This window comes from Geosporobacter subterraneus DSM 17957, assembly GCF_900142145.1.
Taxonomy (GTDB): domain Bacteria; phylum Bacillota; class Clostridia; order Peptostreptococcales; family Thermotaleaceae; genus Geosporobacter; species Geosporobacter subterraneus.
Window position 1 is genome coordinate 1 of the sequence record NZ_FQZV01000029.1, and the last position, 18,890, is coordinate 18,890.

18 protein-coding genes, 1 pseudogene and 1 other annotated feature are annotated in these 18,890 nt (G+C 38.5%); of the genes and pseudogenes, 11 read left to right on the forward strand and 8 right to left on the reverse strand.

Annotated features, from left to right (window positions below; genetic code table 11):
• From BUB56_RS11265 to proB, 11 genes and pseudogenes are all read left to right on the forward strand, one after another.
• Positions 1–449 (forward strand): annotated as a pseudogene (locus tag BUB56_RS11265) (sodium-dependent transporter); the annotation flags it as partial.
• A 168-nt stretch (positions 450–617) separates the two neighbouring features.
• The gene (locus BUB56_RS11270; protein WP_110941423.1) at positions 618–923 is read left to right on the forward strand and encodes a (2Fe-2S)-binding protein; all 306 of its coding nucleotides are present in this window, start codon (positions 618–620) and stop codon (positions 921–923) included.
• Positions 920–2,026, forward strand: coding sequence for an NAD(P)/FAD-dependent oxidoreductase (locus BUB56_RS11275; protein ID WP_110941424.1), 1,107 nt, complete (start codon positions 920–922; stop codon positions 2,024–2,026). Before BUB56_RS11270 ends, BUB56_RS11275 begins: the two co-directional genes overlap by 4 nt.
• A 23-nt stretch (positions 2,027–2,049) precedes the next feature.
• Positions 2,050–2,550, forward strand: a complete 501-nt coding sequence (locus BUB56_RS11280) for a 4Fe-4S binding protein (protein WP_110941425.1) — start codon at positions 2,050–2,052, stop codon at positions 2,548–2,550.
• Complete coding sequence (locus tag BUB56_RS11285) at positions 2,540–2,827, forward strand: (2Fe-2S)-binding protein (protein ID WP_110941426.1); 288 nt, start codon at positions 2,540–2,542, stop codon at positions 2,825–2,827. Before BUB56_RS11280 ends, BUB56_RS11285 begins: the two co-directional genes overlap by 11 nt.
• Positions 2,820–3,968: an NAD(P)/FAD-dependent oxidoreductase gene (locus BUB56_RS11290; protein ID WP_110941427.1), complete on the forward strand. Its 1,149-nt coding sequence runs from the start codon at positions 2,820–2,822 to the stop codon at positions 3,966–3,968. The genes BUB56_RS11285 and BUB56_RS11290 overlap by 8 nt, the downstream gene beginning before the upstream one ends.
• Before the next feature lie 161 nt (positions 3,969–4,129).
• Positions 4,130–4,564: a 4Fe-4S binding protein gene (locus BUB56_RS11295; protein WP_110941428.1), complete on the forward strand. Its 435-nt coding sequence runs from the start codon at positions 4,130–4,132 to the stop codon at positions 4,562–4,564.
• 35 nt (positions 4,565–4,599) lie between these two features.
• Positions 4,600–6,756, forward strand: coding sequence for an aldehyde ferredoxin oxidoreductase family protein (locus BUB56_RS11300; protein WP_110941429.1), 2,157 nt, complete (start codon positions 4,600–4,602; stop codon positions 6,754–6,756).
• A 38-nt stretch (positions 6,757–6,794) separates the two neighbouring features.
• The gene (gene thiS / locus BUB56_RS11305) at positions 6,795–6,983 is read left to right on the forward strand and encodes a sulfur carrier protein ThiS (RefSeq protein WP_242946304.1); all 189 of its coding nucleotides are present in this window, start codon (positions 6,795–6,797) and stop codon (positions 6,981–6,983) included.
• A 111-nt stretch (positions 6,984–7,094) separates the two neighbouring features.
• Positions 7,095–7,279: a binding site (T-box leader), on the forward strand.
• A 78-nt stretch (positions 7,280–7,357) separates the two neighbouring features.
• A complete protein-coding gene (locus BUB56_RS11310; RefSeq protein WP_110941431.1) occupies positions 7,358–8,599 on the forward strand; it encodes a glutamate-5-semialdehyde dehydrogenase in 1,242 nt (413 codons plus the stop codon).
• Between the two features lie 9 nt (positions 8,600–8,608).
• The gene (gene proB, locus BUB56_RS11315) at positions 8,609–9,442 is read left to right on the forward strand and encodes a glutamate 5-kinase (RefSeq protein ID WP_110941432.1); all 834 of its coding nucleotides are present in this window, start codon (positions 8,609–8,611) and stop codon (positions 9,440–9,442) included.
• A 46-nt stretch (positions 9,443–9,488) separates the two neighbouring features.
• On the opposite strand, the gene uvsE is transcribed toward proB, so the two are convergent.
• The 8 genes from uvsE to BUB56_RS11355 form a co-directional block, all read right to left on the reverse strand.
• On the reverse strand, positions 9,489–10,454 hold the full coding sequence (gene uvsE / locus BUB56_RS11320; RefSeq protein ID WP_110941433.1) for a UV DNA damage repair endonuclease UvsE: 966 nt from the start codon (positions 10,452–10,454) through the stop codon (positions 9,489–9,491).
• Between the two features lie 986 nt (positions 10,455–11,440).
• Positions 11,441–12,142 (reverse strand): B3/B4 domain-containing protein, encoded by a 702-nt coding sequence (locus BUB56_RS11325; RefSeq protein ID WP_110941434.1) that lies wholly within the window; start codon positions 12,140–12,142, stop codon positions 11,441–11,443.
• Positions 12,143–12,248: 106 nt separating this feature from the next.
• Positions 12,249–13,433, reverse strand: a complete 1,185-nt coding sequence (locus BUB56_RS11330) for a pyridoxal phosphate-dependent aminotransferase (protein WP_110941435.1) — start codon at positions 13,431–13,433, stop codon at positions 12,249–12,251.
• A gap of 95 nt (positions 13,434–13,528) precedes the next feature.
• A complete protein-coding gene (gene buk / locus BUB56_RS11335) occupies positions 13,529–14,599 on the reverse strand; it encodes a butyrate kinase (RefSeq protein ID WP_110941436.1) in 1,071 nt (356 codons plus the stop codon).
• Between the two features lie 30 nt (positions 14,600–14,629).
• Complete coding sequence (locus BUB56_RS11340; RefSeq protein WP_110941437.1) at positions 14,630–15,298, reverse strand: hypothetical protein; 669 nt, start codon at positions 15,296–15,298, stop codon at positions 14,630–14,632.
• A 182-nt stretch (positions 15,299–15,480) separates the two neighbouring features.
• Complete coding sequence (locus BUB56_RS11345; protein ID WP_110941438.1) at positions 15,481–16,050, reverse strand: indolepyruvate oxidoreductase subunit beta; 570 nt, start codon at positions 16,048–16,050, stop codon at positions 15,481–15,483.
• Position 16,051: 1 nt separating this feature from the next.
• Entirely contained in the window at positions 16,052–17,833 is a 1,782-nt protein-coding gene (gene iorA, locus BUB56_RS11350) for an indolepyruvate ferredoxin oxidoreductase subunit alpha (protein WP_110941439.1), read from the reverse strand.
• 135 nt (positions 17,834–17,968) lie between these two features.
• A complete protein-coding gene (locus BUB56_RS11355; protein WP_110941440.1) occupies positions 17,969–18,883 on the reverse strand; it encodes a bifunctional enoyl-CoA hydratase/phosphate acetyltransferase in 915 nt (304 codons plus the stop codon).
• Positions 18,884–18,890 lie beyond the last annotated feature (7 nt).

Consider the following 18,890-nt stretch of genomic DNA (forward strand, 5'->3'; position numbering starts at 1 on the left):
TAGTCATCGGGGGATTTTTCGCAGGAGTACCATCGGCCTACAGCTTAAACATCAATGACAACCAGGATTGGGTATGGGGAGTAGGCCTACTGCTCAGTGGACTGTTTGTAGCCATTGCCCTGATGAAGCACGGATTGGAAAAGGTAAGAAACAACGATATCAATACTCCATGGTCCGACTACAAAATCGGAAAATGGTGGAGTGTATGTGTGGCCCTATTCCCGGTGTTTACCGTGGTGATTATCGGCTGGTGGATCTGGCAGGCTATAACATGGTATCCCGGCAACTGGTGGGATCCAACAGAAATATTTAGTGTGGGAACGATCATCGTACAGTTTGCCATACTGATCGGTATTTCACTATTGACCAACAACTGGCTGGCCAATAAGATTGGTCAGGGTCATGATATTATGGAATCAGCCTTAGAGGAAATAAGGGGGTCGAAGTAATATGTCAACCACATCTATTGTTATGATGGTGATTACCTTAAGCTTTTATGGAGGCGGATTTTTATACCTTCTGAATAAAGCATTCCTATCTAAAAATAGCAATCAATAGACTGTAAGGGATTCTTCTCCTTTAGGGGAAGAATCCCAAATAAAATAGGAGGTGTAGACGTGAGGATTCAGGAACATCCGATATTAATATTTGAAAGAGGGAGTAAAATAACCTTTACCTATAATGATATGCTGCTGGAAGGCTATGAGGGAGAAACGATTGCAGCTGCACTTCATGCAGCTGGGGTAAGGGTTTTGAGTCATAGTCACGAAAAGCACAGACCAAGAGGATTTTTTTGTGCCATTGGAAATTGTTCATCTTGTCTGATGGAAGTGGATGGAGAGCCAAATGTAAGAATTTGTGTTGAAATGGTAAAGGATGGTATGGCTGTTAGAACACAAGAAGGGAAAGGGGATATATTATGAAGCCTGCAGAAGTTTTGATTATTGGAGGCGGCCCTGCCGGTTTGTGCGCTGCAATCAGTGCAGCGGAATTAGGCTGCAAGGTACTGCTTGCAGATAGAAATAAAAAATTAGGTGGACAACTTGTAAAACAGACCCACATGTTTTTCGGTTCAGAGAAGCAATATGCATCCGTAAGAGGCATTGATATTGCCGGTATATTGCTTAGTAAAGTAGAAAATAATGAAAACGTTGAAATATTAAGTGATACAACAATTTTAGGGATTTATGAAGACGGTGTTGTTACGGCTGATCAGTCAGGTAATTATTTTAAAATAAGACCAGATGCTATCATTGTAGCTACGGGAGCCAGCGAAAAAACACTAGCCTTTCCTTATAATGATTTACCTGGAGTATATGGTGCCGGTGCAGTACAGACCTTGATGAATGAGTATGGTGTGAAGCCTGGAAATAGGGTAGTAATGCTTGGAGCGGGCAATATTGGTCTAATTGTCAGCTATCAATTAATGCAAGCAGGGGTAGAAGTAGCGGCCATTGTTGATGCGTCTCCTAAGATTGGCGGATATCTGGTTCATGCATCGAAAATTCGAAGAATGGGAGTACCTATTTATACAGGACACACCGTTAAGGAAGCCCATGGAACAGAAACCTTAAAGGGTGTAACCATCTGGCAGCTAGACGATAAATGGAATCCTATTGAGGGAACTGAAAAACGCTTTGATGTAGATGTAATGTGTATTTCCGTAGGCTTAACACCATTATCAGAATTATTATGGCAGGCGGGCTGTGAGATGAAATATGTAAACGAGCTAGGCGGATTTGTACCTGTTCGGAACGAAGACTTAGAAACCTCAGTAAAAGGCATCTTTGTGGCAGGAGATGTATCAGGGGTAGAAGAGGCTAGCAGTGCCATGGTGGAAGGGTTTCTGGCAGGATTGTCCGCTGCAAATTATCTGGGTTATACAATATACAATATTAATGAAAAGAAAAACGATTTGCACCAACAATTAAATGCGCTGAGATCAGGTCCAGTAGGAGAAAAGATAAGAAAGGGAATTTCAGAGTTGATCTTCAGTAGTGAGGCAGCGGTTTCAAAAGAAATATAGTATAGGTTCAGGAGGTGTATAGAATGCTAGAAAAAACGGGTGTGCCCGCAGCAAGTGACCTGGAAAATGTTATGCCATCAGAGGAAAGGCTGAATAGAGGACCGGTTGCAGTGATCGAGTGTTTTCAGAACATTCCCTGTAATCCCTGTTATACAGCATGCAGTAGAAATGCTATTAAGGAATTCGAAGATATAAACGATTTGCCCAATATTGACCACGAAGCCTGTAACGGATGCAGTTTGTGCGTAAGCAAGTGCCCAGGATTGGCTATTATGATCATGGATATGACTTATTCAGAGCAAGAAGCACTGATAAAAATACCTTATGAATTTTTGCCACTGCCAAAGGAAAATGATTTAGTGAAAGGATTGGACCGGGAAGGTAAACCTGTTTGTGAAGCTAAAGTAATCAAAGTGATGAATCCAAAATCATTTGATAAAACACCGATTCTCTCAATAGCTGTAAAAAAGGAATTTGCCAAGATTGTACGAAATATTGGAATGGGGGATGAAGATGGACGATAAATCAATTGTGTGCCGATGTTCCGATTTGAGCGTCAAGGATATTCGTGATCTCATAGCACAAGGGTATACGACTTTTGATGAAATAAAAAGAATAAGCAGGGTTGGGATGGGGCCTTGCCAAGGAAGGACTTGTACGCAGCTGGTCTTGCGTGAACTCTCTATTGCCACGGGAAGGCCGCTGGCCGAATTGATGCCAGGTACCTATAGACCGCCTGTAAAAGCAATTAAATTAAAGGCGATTTGCGAATGTGCCCAAGGAGGTGAAGCACATGATTAGAACAGCTGATGTGGTAATTATCGGCGGCGGCATTTCTGGTTGTGCGATTGCATATAATCTATGCAAAAAAGGGGTAAAAAGAGTCGCAGTCATTGAAAAAGGGTATATTTCCAGCGGTGCTACCGGCCGATGCGGTGCAGGGATTCGTCAACAATGGGGTACGGAGATGAATTGCAAGATTTCAAAGCTTTCCTGTGAATTTTTTGAATCTGCCCAAGAAGAATTACAGTATGAGGGGGACATAGAATTTAAGCAAGGAGGCTATCTGATTGTATCCAGTACGATGAAAGAACATGAGCAATTCAAAAAGAATGTTGAACTGCAAAATAGACTAGGTATTCAATCGAAGCTTTTGAACTTAGAGGAAGCAAAGGAAATTGTACCCTATTTAAATACAGATGGACTAATCAGTGCAGCCTTCCATCAGAAGGACGGCCATCTAAATCCATTCCATGCTACCCAGGCCTTTGCCAATGCGGCAAAAAGATTAGGGGCTGAAATATATACTTTTACGGAAGTAACCGGAATCCTTGTGGAGAATGGAAAGATCAAGGGGGTGCAGACCAGTAAGGGAGATATTTCAACGAATATTGTCGTCAATGCTGCAGGTGGATACTCACAATTAATCGGAAATATGGTTGGATTGGATTTGCCTGTTTATTCTGAGAGACATCAGATTTTGGTCACAGAGCCGGTAGAACCTATGTTAGATCCGATGGTCATGTCCTTTTCATTAAATTTATATTGTCAACAGGTACCCCATGGCAGCATTATTATGGGGCGAGGGGATGAAGGAGAACCTAGAGATTTAAGAATCACCTCAGGATGGCACTTCCTGGAAGAAATGGCGAAAACCATAACAAAACTTCTTCCGCCACTAGAAAATGTAAGACTTTTAAGACAGTGGGCAGGTCTCTATAACATGTCGCCGGATCGTCAACCGATTTATGGTTCTGTCGATGAAGTGGAAGGATTTTATTTGGCAATCGGATACAGCGGGCACGGATTTATGTTTGGGCCAGCGACAGGACTATTAATGGCAGAAACCATCCTAGGAGAAGAAACTACTCTCCCCATCGATATGCTTCATATAAACCGATTTAAAAAGGGAGAATTGATATTTGAACCATCAGTAGTATAAAAGACTCTGGTTTCTCTGGAAATAGCAACAGTAAGGCAAGCATATCATCTCAAAAGTTTTTCTTCATAAAGCATTGTGAAATAATAATTGACAAAATCGCAAAAAAATGTGAAAATACTGAAAAAAACTACATAAATTATATTCCAGGAGGTGAATCACTTTTGAAACTACTAGAAAAGAATGAAGCAAAATGCATAGCTTGCGGCAGATGTGAAGAAATATGTGCAAATGCGTATTTCAAACAGGAAAACAGAGAAAAATCCTGCATTCAAATCAGTGAGAAACAGGGAGAAAATAAAATTAATGTATGCAATCAGTGTGGTGTCTGTATTGATATTTGTCCGGTAGAAGCTTTATACAGAGATAAGAATGATGTGGTCCGTGTTAAGAAAGACATATGTGTAGGCTGTTTTATGTGTGTAGGCTTTTGCCCTGAGGAAGCTATGAGGCAGCATGATGACTATATTGAACCCTTTAAATGCATAGCCTGCGGCTTATGCGTCAGAGAGTGCCCTACTGAAGCAATTTTCATTGGAAATAGGGAAACCGCTGCGGTATTAGAAACCATAGCAGAGACAGCCGTAGTAGAGGAGTAGCAAAGGGTATACTAAGTAAGGGGGATGTGATAAACATGAATGTTAAAGAAATGCTGAAAGCCCACAAACTTCTAAAAGAATATAAGTATGATTTAGGAAAACTGGATAAGGGCTACACTAACAGAACTCTCTATGTTAATCTTACAGATCAACGAATAGAATCTAAACCAGTCACGGATTTAATGAAGGATAAGTTTATTGGCGGAAAGGGATTTGGATTATGGTATTTATGGAATGCCGTGACCCCTGAAACCAAATGGTCTGATCCTGAAAATGAAATTGTCATATCCAGTGGTCCAATTGGTGGCATAACTCAATACCCTGGATCGGGGAAATCTCTAGTAGTTACGATTTCGCCCTTGACCGGAATGCCTATAGACAGCAATGTGGGGGGGTATTTTGGACCACTGCTAAAGTTCTCCGGCTGGGATGCTCTTGAGGTACAAGGAAAAGCTGACAAGGATGTAATAATCTATATAGATGGCAATGAAGGCATTGTGCGAATTGAAGAAGCGCCTCTGGAAGCTGTTGATGGTCACTTATTAGGAGAACAGCTGACAGAAATGTATGCAGAGTCGGAGGCAGATAAAAGAAATATTTCCGTAGTAACCGCCGGCACAGCTGCAGAGCATACCTTGATCGGGCTTCTTAATTTTACGTTCTATGATGTGCGAAGAAAGGTGCCACGGCTAAAGCAGGCCGGAAGGGGCGGTATTGGTACCGTATTTAGAGATAAGCATATAAAGGCTCTAGTTGTAAAATTCAAAGGGGTAAAAGGCGATCTGAATCATCCTGCTGATATATCACAGATTAATAAAGCTGGTATCAAGCTTCACAAAGAGATCCACCGATTAGATCATGTGCAAAACCGTATGCGTCAAATCGGGACGGCTAATATTATTGAAGTCATGGATGAGTATGATCTATTGCCGACCCATAACTATAAGTACGGAAGTCATCCGGATACTTATAAGATTGCCTCCGATGTTTTTATTAAAAAATACATTACTCAAGGCATGGCCGACGGCTGTTGGTATGGTTGTTCTTTATCCTGTGCAAAAGCAGCGGATAACTTTAAATTAAAAACAGGACCCTATAAAGGACATTGTGTAACGATAGACGGTCCGGAATATGAAAATGCTGCTGGCTTAGGATCCAACTGTGGTATTTTTGATCCGGAATATATATTAGAAGCAAATTTTTATTGCGATACTTATGCAGTAGATACTATTTCTTTTGGAACGATTACAGCATTTATTATGGAATGCTATGAAAATGGCATTTTAGATAAGGAAAAAACCGGTGGGTTGGAGTTGAATTTTGGAAATGCAGAAGCTGCCCTTGAACTGCTCCATCAGATGAGTAGAGGAGAAGGCTTTGGTAAAATAGCCGGTTTAGGTATTAGAAGAATGAAGAAAATATTCACGGAAGAATACGGTGCAGATCCTGATTTCCTACAGGATATTGGGATGGAACAAAAAGGACTGGAGTTCTCTGAATATCTCCCTAAGGAATCATTAGCGCAGCAAGGCGGATATGGATTAACAAATAAGGGACCTCAGCATGATGAAGCCTGGCTCATTTTTATGGATATGGTAAATAATCAGATACCAACCTTCGAGGATAAAGCCGAAGCACTGCATTATTTTCCAATGTTTAGAACCTGGTTTGGGTTGAATGGATTATGTAAGCTTCCATGGAATGATATTGCGCCGGAAAGCAATTCAACCTCTGACGAACCAGCAAAAATACCGGAGCATGTTCAAAATTATGTAGATATATTTAATGGCGTAACAGGAAAAAATATTGATAAGGAAGAGCTCATCCGACAGTCAGAGAGAGTTTATAATTTCCAAAGAGTATTTAATATCAGAATGGGCTATGGTAAAAGGACACATGATAAAATTCCTTATCGCTCTGTCGGTCCTGTAACTGTAGAAGAATATGAATCCAGAAAGGATCGCTATGATCAACAGCTGAAGGAATTGATAGGCTATGATCCTGAAGGAAAAACAACAGAGCAAAAAATGAAGATACTCAGAAAATATAGAGAAGAGCAGTACGAAAAGCTGATAGATGCTGTCTATATGCGCCGCGGCTGGACAATGGATGGTATTCCTACAATTGAAAAGCTTAGCAGTTTAGGCATGGACCTGCCAGAGGTGGTTGAAGTCGTTCGCAGGCATCTGTAATAGATTATTTGTATCTGGAGGTTAAAGCTTTGATTAAAGTGAATGGAAGAGATTCCGATTGGGAAGAAAATTTGACAGTAGAAAAGCTGTTACAAATCAAAAAATATTCTTATCCTAAAATTATCGTAAAAATAAATGGACAACTGATTGATCGTGAGCACTATACATCGACCCCTATTCATGATGGAGACGATGTTAAGGTGATTCATTTGTTGGCTGGTGGATAAGAGGTGTGGAATGACTGGCAGATCAGCATTTGCCAGTTATTTTTATATTGAGAAAAGAAATAACATTGACAGATCTAAACACTTCAGCTATAATCAATCATAATATATTGGATAAATGCAGTGAAGGAGAAAAGTAAAAGAGTGATGTATCACAGAGAACAAAGCGCTGGTGAGAGCTTTGTATGCTAGCTTTTTGAACCCGCTCTGGAGCGTTGCGATTTGGCCGCGTTAAGGTCTTTCTAAGTGAGTCTGTTGACTAATTAGGGTGGTACCGCGGGTAAACTCTCGTCCCTTATGGGATGAGGGTTTTTTTATTGAAGACAATATTATAGGGGACATAATAATATTATGTTAATAAAAAAGGGAGTGAATATATGTCTAATTTAATTTTACAATGTAAAAGGTTAAAAGATGCTGCTAAATTGCTAGGGATTGCAGATACGAAAAAAAAGAATAAGGCTTTGTATTATGTGGCAAAACAATTAAGAGCTTCTAGAGATATTATCATTGCAGAAAATGAAAAAGATGTTCGTAATGCCCGGGAGGCAGGTATGAAAGAAAGCTTGATCGACCGACTGCGATTGGATGAAAATAGGATTGAGGACATGATAGAAGGTATAGAGACAATCATTGACTTAAGAGATCCCATTTGGAACAGCAACCGGGTATGGACACTGGAGAATGGTCTAACTATCAGCAAAATGACAGTTCCCATGGGTGTTATTGGAATAATATACGAATCCAGACCGAACGTCACCATTGATGCCTTTGCCCTGGCGCTCAAGAGCGGGAATTGCATATTATTAAGAGGAAGCTCCACGTCTATCCATTCAAACCGTGCCTTAGTAAATGCTGTAAAGGAAGGATTGAAAGCTAGTAGACTACCAGAGGATGTTATAGGTTTTATTGATGATGTGGATCGATCTGTGGTGATGGAAATGTTAACTTTAAACGAATATATCGATTTAATTATACCTCGTGGAGGTAATGAGCTTATTCAATTTGTAATAAAAAATGCAACGGTACCAACGATTGAAACCGGTGTAGGAAACTGTCATGTTTACATCGATGAAAGTGCAAATCTTGAAAAGGCTATTAAGATCGCTGAAAATGCTAAAATGCAGCGGCCAGGGGTTTGCAATGCCTGTGAAACTATTTTGGTGAATGAAAAGGTGGCCAGAGACTTTTTACCGCTATTATATCAAAGCTTTGATGGGAAAGTGGAAATGAGGGGATGCGAAAAAACACGGAAAGTCATTCCTGTAAATAGGGCAGGGGAAGAAGATTGGTTTGAGGAGTATTTGGACTATACAGTGGCAATAAAAGTTGTAGAAGATATAAAGGAGGCAATAGAGCACATAGATAAGTATGGTACAAAGCATTCGGAAGCCATTGTAACAGAGCAATTGGAGCATGCGAATCTTTTTCTGCGTCAGGTAGATGCAGCGGCGGTTTATGTTAATGCCTCAACCAGATTTACAGACGGCGGCCAGTTTGGATTTGGTGCCGAAATGGGCATTAGCACGCAAAAAATCCATGCCCGGGGACCTATCGGATTAGAAGAGTTGGTTACTGTTAAATATACAATTGTAGGAAACGGACAAATCAGAGAATAGAGGGATAACATGATAAGTACACTTATTGAAAACAGTAAAAAAATAGTAATAAAAATAGGGAGCAATACCCTAGCCAATGAGGATGGAAGCATCAATAAGCAATTTTTAAAAGAGCTGAGTGATCAGGTAGCCGGTTTTGTAACAAAAGGAAAGCAGATCGTATTGGTTTCTTCAGGAGCTAGAATTGCAGGGGTAGCAACGATTGGTAAATGGATGCGAAAGGAAGATATGCATTATAAACAGGCCTTATGCGCCATCGGACAGGTAGAGCTTATGGATGCTTATCGAAAAGTATTTGCAGCCCATCAAATTCATGTAGGGCAGATGCTTTTAACAAGAGATGATTTCTCTGACGGCAGCAGAACCTTAAATATACGAAATACTTTGTTTACATTGTTGGATGAAGGCGTTGTACCGATCATTAATGAAAATGATACGGTTAGTGTGGAGGAAATAAGAATTGGGGATAATGATACGCTGGCAGCCTTAACGACCAATCTGTGGAATGCAGACCTGCTCATATTATTTAGTGACATTGATGGTTTATATAATAAAAATCCAAATGAGTACCAGGATGCCGAACTAATTGAAAAGGTAGAAGACCTGGACCGACTGCTTGAAACCATAGAAGTAGGCAATACTAGTGATTTTGGTACAGGAGGCATTGTTACGAAGCTGGAAGCTGCAAAAAAAGTAAACAGCTATGGAATACCGATGATCCTGGCTAGTGGTAAAAAACAAAGAATATTAGACAGACTCCTTGAGGGCAGTGAAAAGGCCACGTTATTTCTGCCAAATCAAAAGAATAGTATAAAAGATCAAATAAAGAGAACTCCAAAATAATTGTTTTGGAGTTCTCTTTATTTATGGAATTTGTGAAACTGAAAAATTAGTGATACTCGAAAGAGGATTGATCGAGTATTTTGACTCCAGAACATTCCTTTAACTGATCCATAAGTTTAAACAGGGCTAGATCCTTGTTTTTGGCCTCTAACATGGCATCGAAATTTTGGTTGTAATTCTTGGCCTTCTGTAAAAACTCATAAAAGAATTCAATCTCTACATCGTCAGCATGGGCACGAATGTTTTTACCCGGTCTAGGGCTGGATACATGGATTTTGGGAGGATGAATTTGTCCATCCCAGGTCTTAAAGATATCCCCCAACAACTGGGACAAATCTTCTTCATTTTGATTGCACCAATAGTGATGGATGTCCAGTACCATAGGGATGCCCAGGTCTTTGCAGATAGATAATACATCACTGGCAGTATAAACCTTATCATCATTTTCCAATATAATTCGATTGCGGATGGATGACGGAAGCTTGACAAAATTGGCTTTAAAACGCTCAATGGCTTTTGATTTGCTATCGTAAATTCCTCCGACGTGGAGTACGAGCTTAGCTTCTTTTTCAGATAAATTCATTCCCTCAAATAAATTAACATGATACTTAAGATCTCTGAGGGAAGCAGCCAGAATGTCCTCTTTCGGGCTATTCAGCAGCGTGAAGTGATCCGGATGGGCACTAACTCTTAGCTGATGCTGCTTAACGTAACTGCCGATGTCCAGTAGCTCCTGCTCAAAGGCTTTTGTATAATCCCACTGAATTACATCTGGATGAGTAGCCAAGGGAATCAGTTTTGAAGTAAAACGGTAGACCTTTATATCGTGAACCTGGTTATGAATCAAAATTCTCTTTGTATTCGTAAGGTTCTCTCTTACCAATTCTTTGAGTCTATAAAGCTTTGATTCGTCATCTTTCAGTTTTTCATAGCTTTTATAAGTAATGGTTTTATTAGGGGAAGCTTCATGCAAAGATAAAGAAATTGCAACATAGCCGAGGCGAATGATCATGATAAATCATTCCTTTCTTTGAGCGCTTATGCATATTATCTGGTTCGACAATAATATTCTACCAGATATCTGTAAGAGATTCTTAAAAACGACAAAAAACAGCATTGAATCAATTGAAACACGTTATCATTTGATAAAGAAAATAATGTCGAAGAAACAGGCAATGGAATGCTTTAATGCCGTTTAAAGTAATACTTGTATGATTTGCGATCTGCAGAAATTTATACGAAGGGCTCCATCTATGCTGTTAACAATTTTTAAAATGTTAAACAGAATTACTATAAAAACCTGGAGGATAGCCTGCATAATCAAATCAAGGTATCTACCGATTTACTATTCAGTTAGCAGGTTGTTTCTTCGTTGATTTAGTACATAGACAGATGATCAAGCTGCCAGGAATTAAAACAAACAGGAAAACATAAATGATAAAGATTATCAATAAAACTATAAATTAAACTAAACATATCAGATTTAATTTAAACGTATAACAAAAGTTAAAAATTTAAGACACAAAACTTTAAAAAATATTAAGTAATTTATTAAATGATTAGATTATGAACAATTTCAGATTTATAGATTATTAGTAAAAATATTTATTGAGCAGTTTTAAGACAAAGTTTGCGAATCTGGATATGATATATAGAAATATGAAATAGAGCATAATTAAATAGGTTGACGGATACTCTATAACCAAATTCAACTATTCTTTAAATGTATATTTAGGGAATAGTTTGGGAATTGATAAATATTCTCAATGGCAGCTGCTTGTTTACTAATAACGCTAATCTACTTTCTCCATGACATGATATTACTTATTATTACTTATAAAGGAGTGACACAAAGCTACGATCTCTAGCATAAATATTTACAATGATACGGCATCAAAGTACTTTATTTGTTTATCTACGAATTAAAAAGCCTCCTACTTCATGGAGGCTTCTAAACAATAACCATACTATCATAGTAATTTCCTGGAAGGTTAAGTATTAAAATTCAATATTTTGATTGCCTTGTTTTACTATATAACGTTGGCATGTACCACCAAATCGTCCTTTAATAAGCTTCTCCAGTGAATCAAGTGCCCTTATCAAGGAACTTCCCTCGTTGTCTTCAAAACCTACCAACTGAAAGAAAACATCTTTTGTATCTAGTGTCATTTTGCCTAATTCACTCTGACGCCAAATCCATTTTCTTGTCTGCACAATATCTCCACTTGTAAAAACGAGTTCCCCTTCTTCTACCGTTTCATATTCCTTTGCGCCAAAGGGCAAAAATCTTTCTGTCCCTTTACTAAAACAAACACTTAAGTCCTGATGGATATCTCTTAAATCATGACCGCCCAAGGAAATCTGGTTCTCTAGGGAGACTACATTGCATAAATCTACTAGTGCATTGATTGTAGGTAGAGAATTGCCTTTGATCACCCTCTTTAGCATAGCTTCTGTAGATGCTGGATATTTATTAGGATTTATACCTGCCTTTTCCATAGTATTACGATACTCTTGTATAATAGGGAGACTCCTAAGCTCTTCTTCCTTAATGATTTGCCTTACATGATTCTCTGCATTCCTCATCGAATCAACATCTAAAGATGTGGATACACTATTATTAAGTCCTTTTCCTATCAGAATTCCAAAATGGAGCCTTGGATTAAGCTCAAACACCCCTGGGTTTATAGTGTAATTCATAATACTACCCCTCTTCCTATATGTACTTATAAGACTGTTATACGGTTAAGATTCTTACCTTACAGGATAAAAGTGTCCCCTTTAAACATTAAAATATCGTCTTTTATCAATACAAATCTCTTAATTTCTGAAATGCATCAAAAGATCTTTTGATCATCTCCTGGGCCACACAATAAGAAATTCTAACATACCCTGGACATCCAAAATCATCTGCGGGCACAATGAGAAGGTTAAGTTTCTTTGCTTTTTTAGCAAAATTTATAGAATTTTCTTCTAATGATTTTACAAATAAGTAAAACGCACCGTCTGGTTTAACACATTCATAGCCCATTTTACTTAGTCCATCATATAACAGCCTTCTATTTGTATCATATAATGCCACATCTGCTGTTTTTCCAAGACACCTTAAAGCTATTTTCTGGAACATACTTGGAGCACATACATATCCAAGGGAACGTCCAGCTCCACATACTGCTGTATAAACAGCCTTAGCATTTTCCACACAATCAGGTACCAAGATATAACCTATTCTTTCTCCCGGAAGTGAAAGTGATTTACTATATGAATAACATATAATTGCATTTTCATAATAAGCTGGAATATATGGTATCTTTAGGTCGTCATAAATAATCTCTCTGTATGGTTCATCTGATATAAGATACAAAGGTTTCTTATATTCTTCAGATTTCTTTTTCAATAAACCTGCTAAAGCTTTTAATGTTTCTTCTGAGTAAACAACGCCTGATGGATTATTAGGTGAATTTATTATAATTCCCTTTGTATTGGAAGTAATAGCTTTTTCTAATAACTCCATCTTAATTTGAAATTTTTCTGTGTCCGCTGGCACCGCCACAACCTTTGCACCTGCATTTCTTATAAAAATTTGATATTCTGGAAAATACGGTGCAATAATTATTATTTCATCTTCTGGATTTGCAGCAAGAGCCCTAAGTGTAATACTTAAGGAAGCCGCTGCACCACATGTCATATAAAAATTGTCTGCATTTAGCTGACAATTAAACATATTACTCATATAATCAGCCAGTCCCCTTCTTACTTCCAAATCTCCCTGTGCTGAAGTGTAACCGTGAATTTCTTCTGATTTTGATGTTTCCAATAATTCTAGTATTGCTTCTTTTACACATTCTGGTGCTGGAACAGTTGGGTTTCCAATACTAAAGTCGAATACATTTTCTTTTCCAACAATTGCAGCCTGCTGCTTTCCATATTCAAATAATTCTCTAATTACAGATCGTTTTGCTCCTAATTCGTACATTTCTTTTGATACCATTATCTTTTCACTCCTTTTTATAGCCTTATAATTAGTTGGTTGCGATATCCTACAAGCATTGAATAGACTAACCTTTTTAACAAATTTAACAGACTTTAGTCTAAATCATATTCTCTAGCTTCTTCTTCACCCCTTAATACCCTAAGTGTGCCTAAAGCTAAAGATTCCATTTCATTTTCACCAGGCATAATTTCTACAGGTGCAATAAATTCAACACGTTTCTTAATCCATCCAGTCATCATTTTTGAATAGGCGATTCCTCCTGTTATAACAACTGCATCAACATCACCTTCAACGACTGTTGCAAGCTCACCTATCCCCTTTGACACCTGATAAGCCATAGCCTCGTAAACAAGCTTTGCATTTTCATCTCCATTCTCAATCATTCTTTCTACTTCTCTAGCATCTACTGTATTTAAATATGCTTTTAAACCTCCATTTCCTCGCAGCTTCTTGCTCATGGTTTTCTTATCAAATATCCCTGAGTAGCAGAGGTCTATAAGCTCCTTACAAGGAACTCTTCCGGCTCTTTCCGGCGAAAATGGTCCTTCATCATCTGCTATTATATCAACCATGCGCCCCTTTTCATGAACGCTTAGGGATATTCCTCCGCCTAAATGGGCAACAATAAAGTTCATTTCTTCGTACTTCTTGTTATATTTTTTAGCTGCCTTCATTGCCATTGCTCTTGAGTTTAAAGCATGACTTGTACTTGTTCTTGTTATATCTGGCATACCCGATATACGTGCGATGTCTTTCAGTTCATCTACCCGAACAGAGTCATAAATATATGCAGATACACCAATGCTATTTGCTATCTCGTATGCGATTAATGCTCCCAGATTTGACGCATGTTCTATAACCGGTCTGTTTTTCAACCTGTCTGTCATAAGATCGTTTACTCTATAAGCTCCAGATTTTACCGATGGAAGCATCCCCCCTCTTCCTACAACAGCAGATAACTCTTTCAAGTTAAGTCCGTAATCTTTTAAGAATGAAATTATTATATCTTTTCTCATTTGAAACTGGTCTTGAACTTTACTATATTTTTCAATTTCCTCAACTGGATGATCAATTACTTTACAGAATATCTCTAGTTCATTCTCATATAAAGCGATCTTTGTTGAAGTAGAACCCGGATTGATTGCTAATACCTTATAACGCATCTTTAACCCTCCCTTATGTTATATATAAAACTAAGCTGCAACTTCTACCTCTGCTTTTATTCCCTTTTTAGCTAATGCCAGTAAAAGACCTAAAGCTATGGAAAGGAATGCTGAAACAATAACTCTGTACTGCATTGGCAGCATGAATACTGCTGTATGGGCAGGTATCCAGAAGAAAGGGCACATTTTAAGCCAGCTAAACTCAACCAGTGAGTGCCAGTCATTTTTATCTATCAAATCACTCAAAGTAACCTTTTCTCCTTTTCTATCATGCTTTACATCGATATACATATCTGTGAACCTGTGGAAGGCCATCATCATTGGTCCAAAGGTTAAGTTCATTATTGTACTGCCGAAAAATGCCTGTGCAAACTTCGATCCTTCATAGGGCAGTCTCCCTACTGACTGTGCAGCTGCAGCTCCACCCATATATAAAGTAAACACTAGCGTTACCATCATACCGATTATTCCCCAGATAACGGCCTTATAAAAAACCCCCTTCGGGGTGCTCCAATAACCACTTAAAACTCTTGCGCCAAGCATGTCACCCATTGTTGCCAGTATGGCAAACTTTACAAATCCACCTGTATATGGATGAGCATCCGTTACGGCTATAAATATTTCACGCGATGATGGTATAACTAAAATTATTACCCAAACCAGCAGCGCCATTATCCATAAATAATCTCCTTTTCTCAATTCACACACTCCTTCAATATCGATAACTTAAAAATTGATAATATTGCTAAAATATTTACAGCATCAAAGGGATAATATCTAAAAGATCAACATCCTTCAACAGTGATATAAAAACCTATGCCTTAAAATATAGCAAACACATAGATTTCTATATCACTAGTTACATTTAATATCTTGTCTTACTAAACTAGACTCATTCCAACTTCAATTGCCTTCAAGTTGATATGAACAAAGTTTTCCTTAACACTATCTCTTATGATTTTTTCCCAGTTTATATCCTGCAGTCCCATAGCCTTAATGGTAGCTCCCAGCAGTATAATATTCATAACCTTCATATTTCCTATTTTTTCAGCCTGTTCTGCCGCGTTTACCATAATTGTTGGAATCTTGTTTGATAATTCCTCTACGATACCCTCAGGATAGTCAAACTTTCCAGATAGTATAGGAGCGGACTGAATTTCAAAATCATTCACAATGGCTCTTCCGCTTGGTTTTAAGTATTTGAGCCATCTTAGCGCCTCCATTTTCTCAAAGGATATGAGTATATCTGCTCCGCCCAGTTCAATAACTGGCGATTCAACAATCTTTCCATACCTAACTTGTGAAGATACAGATCCCCCTCGTTGAGACATGCCATGAATTTCACTCATTTTCACATCGTAACCTGCTTCCATCAGCCCTGTTGTCAGCAGCTTGCTTGCAAGTATCGTTCCTTGTCCCCCAACGCCTACTAAAAGAATACTCTTTATCATACTATGCTTCCACCTTTCCAATAGCCTTAACTGGGCATACTTGAAGACATACTTCACAGCCTACGCATGGGTCTGGATTAATGCTGGATTTCTTAATAGCCTTATCAAAGGATATCGCTGGACAACCTGTTCGAATACAAGCCCTGCATCCTATACATTTTTCATGGTCTATTCTGCATTTGCTTTTGAACACACCCCTAAACTCTTCGTTATCTTCAGTAGATAATTTCTTAAGAACACATGGCCATCTCGTTATAATTACTGAAGGTTCATCCAGGCTAAATGCCCAATCAAATGCATTTTTTACAGCTGTAAGATCGTTTGGATTAATTACAACGACATTATCAACCCCCATGCCTCTTACAAGCCTCTCAATATCAACTTCCTTAGTCTTTTTCCCTTGGAGCGTATAGCCTGTTCCCGGGTTTTCCTGGTGCCCTGTCATACCAGTGATTCTATTATCTAATATTACATTAATTGTATTGCTGCCGTTGTAAAGAACATGAAGCAAAGAATTTATGCCTGTATGAAAGAATGTTGAGTCACCAAGCATAGATACAACTCTTGTGTTTGAATCTTTCTTCATGTTAAAGGCTTGCTGGGCACCGTGGCCAGCGCTGAAGCTTGCACCCATACAAACACACCAATCTCCAATGTTGTATGGTTCTGCGTGTCCTAATCCGTAACATCCTATATCGCCTGAGATAACAACATTCTTTTTCTTCCCAAGCTCAACGAAGATTCCTCTGTGAGGACATCCGGCACATAATGTTGGTGGTCTTGGAACGACCTTGCTGTTGTCATAATCAATGGTTTCATTTGTCTGTCCATAAACAGTCTTTCTAATAACATCCGGAGTCATCTCTCCCGTATATGGGAAGAAGTTTTTCCCAAGACAATCAAATCCTAGTATTCTAACATGCTCCTCGATGTATGGATCATTTTCTTCAATGATATAAACTTTTCTTACCTTGCTGCAGAATTCTGAAATTTTGTTGTTGGGTAGAGGATTCGTAAAGCCTAGCTTTAAGTAGGATACATTGTCTCCAAAAACTTCTCTAGCAAATCTGTAGCAAGCACCTGATGCAATCACACCAACACTTGTGTCATTCCACTCAATATAATTCAGATCCGTAGTTTCGGAAAATTCTTTAAGCTTTATTAATCGCTCTTCTACCTTAACCCTCATCGCTCCGACCCTAGATGGAACAGCATATATTTCCGGGTTCTTCTTATATTCCTTTATTCCAGCCTCTTCTCTTTCACTGCATTCAACTATGCTTTTAGAGTGACATACTCTTGTTGTCATTCTTAGCAAAACAGGTGTGTTATACGCTTCGCTAATTCTAAAAGCCTGCTTCATCATATCCTTTGACTCTTGGCTGTCCGATGGTTCAAACATAGGTATTTTTGAAAACTTTGCATAGTTACGATTGTCCTGCTCGTTTTGGGATGAGTGGTAACCGGGCTCATCTGCTGAAATTAAAACCATTCCTCCATTAACACCGATATATGAAAAGGTGAATAGCGGGTCTGCCGCAACATTTACCCCTACATGCTTCATTGCTGCAAAGGTTCTCACTCCGGCAAGTGATGCACCAATAACCGCTTCAATTGCAACTTTTTCATTTGGAGCCCATTCTGCTAAAATATCTTCTTTGTATAATGCAGTATTTTCCAGTATCTCCGTACTCGGTGTTCCAGGATACGCAGAAGCATATTTTACGCCTGCTTCCCAAGCGCCTCGGGCGATAGCTTCATTTCCCGTTAATAGCTTTTTCATAAATTCACTCCTTATTTATAATCAAATTTATATGAATCTCCTCTTCCCACGTCAGAAAAATTGGGGATACGCTCTAAACTAGTACTCTGTATAAGTGATCATCTCAAAATCATAGATTTGGATGTCTGCTAAAAATTAGACTCTTTGCTTAACTGCAGCTGCAGATAACACAAGGGATAGATACTTTTCTTCAGTTGATGCTCCTCTTGAAGTCAAAACAATCGGAACTTTTGCGCCAACTACAAAGCCTGCCATCTTAGCTCCTGCGGAATAAACTAGAGATTTTCCTAGTATATTTCCTGCAGTGATGTTTGGAACTATTAGAATATCCGCATTCCCCGTAACTGGACTATCAAAATCCTTTATCTGTGCCGATTCCTTACTCATAGTTAGATCATAAGATATAGGTCCTTCTACAATGCAGCCTTTTATCTCTCCCTGCTGATTCATTTTCTTTAATATGTCTGCATCCATAGCTTCCGGCATTTTAGGATTAACGCTTTCTACAGCTGCTAGGACAGCTACCTTGGGTTTCTTATAGCCCATAGCTATAAATATATTTACAGCATTTTCAATAATTTGTTTTTTTTCATTCACATTGGGATACATCATCATTCCCCCATCGGTAACAGCCAGCAGCTTATGGTAAGTCGGTATTTCATGAATGGCAATATGAGATATTACACTTCCTGTTCTAAGCCCTCTTTCCTTATCCACTACTGCTTTTAACAGATCTGCTGTCTGAATTTTCCCTTTCATTATAAAATCTGCCTTCTTCTCATTTATAAGTTCCACTGCCTTCACTGCCGATATGGCATCGGTTTCCACATCAATAATGGCATTGTCATCTAGGCTCTCATTTAGTTGAGTTAACACTTCTTTTATTTTTACTTTGTCTCCTATTAAAATAGGTTCTACAATGTTATCCTTTTTTGCTTTAAATACAGCTTCTAATGTATGTTCGTCCTGTGCAGCAACTACTGCTACTCTTTTGTTTACTTTAGAACCCTGAACGCTTTCAGTTAGCTCTGCAAAATTCTTAAATATCATTTTTCTC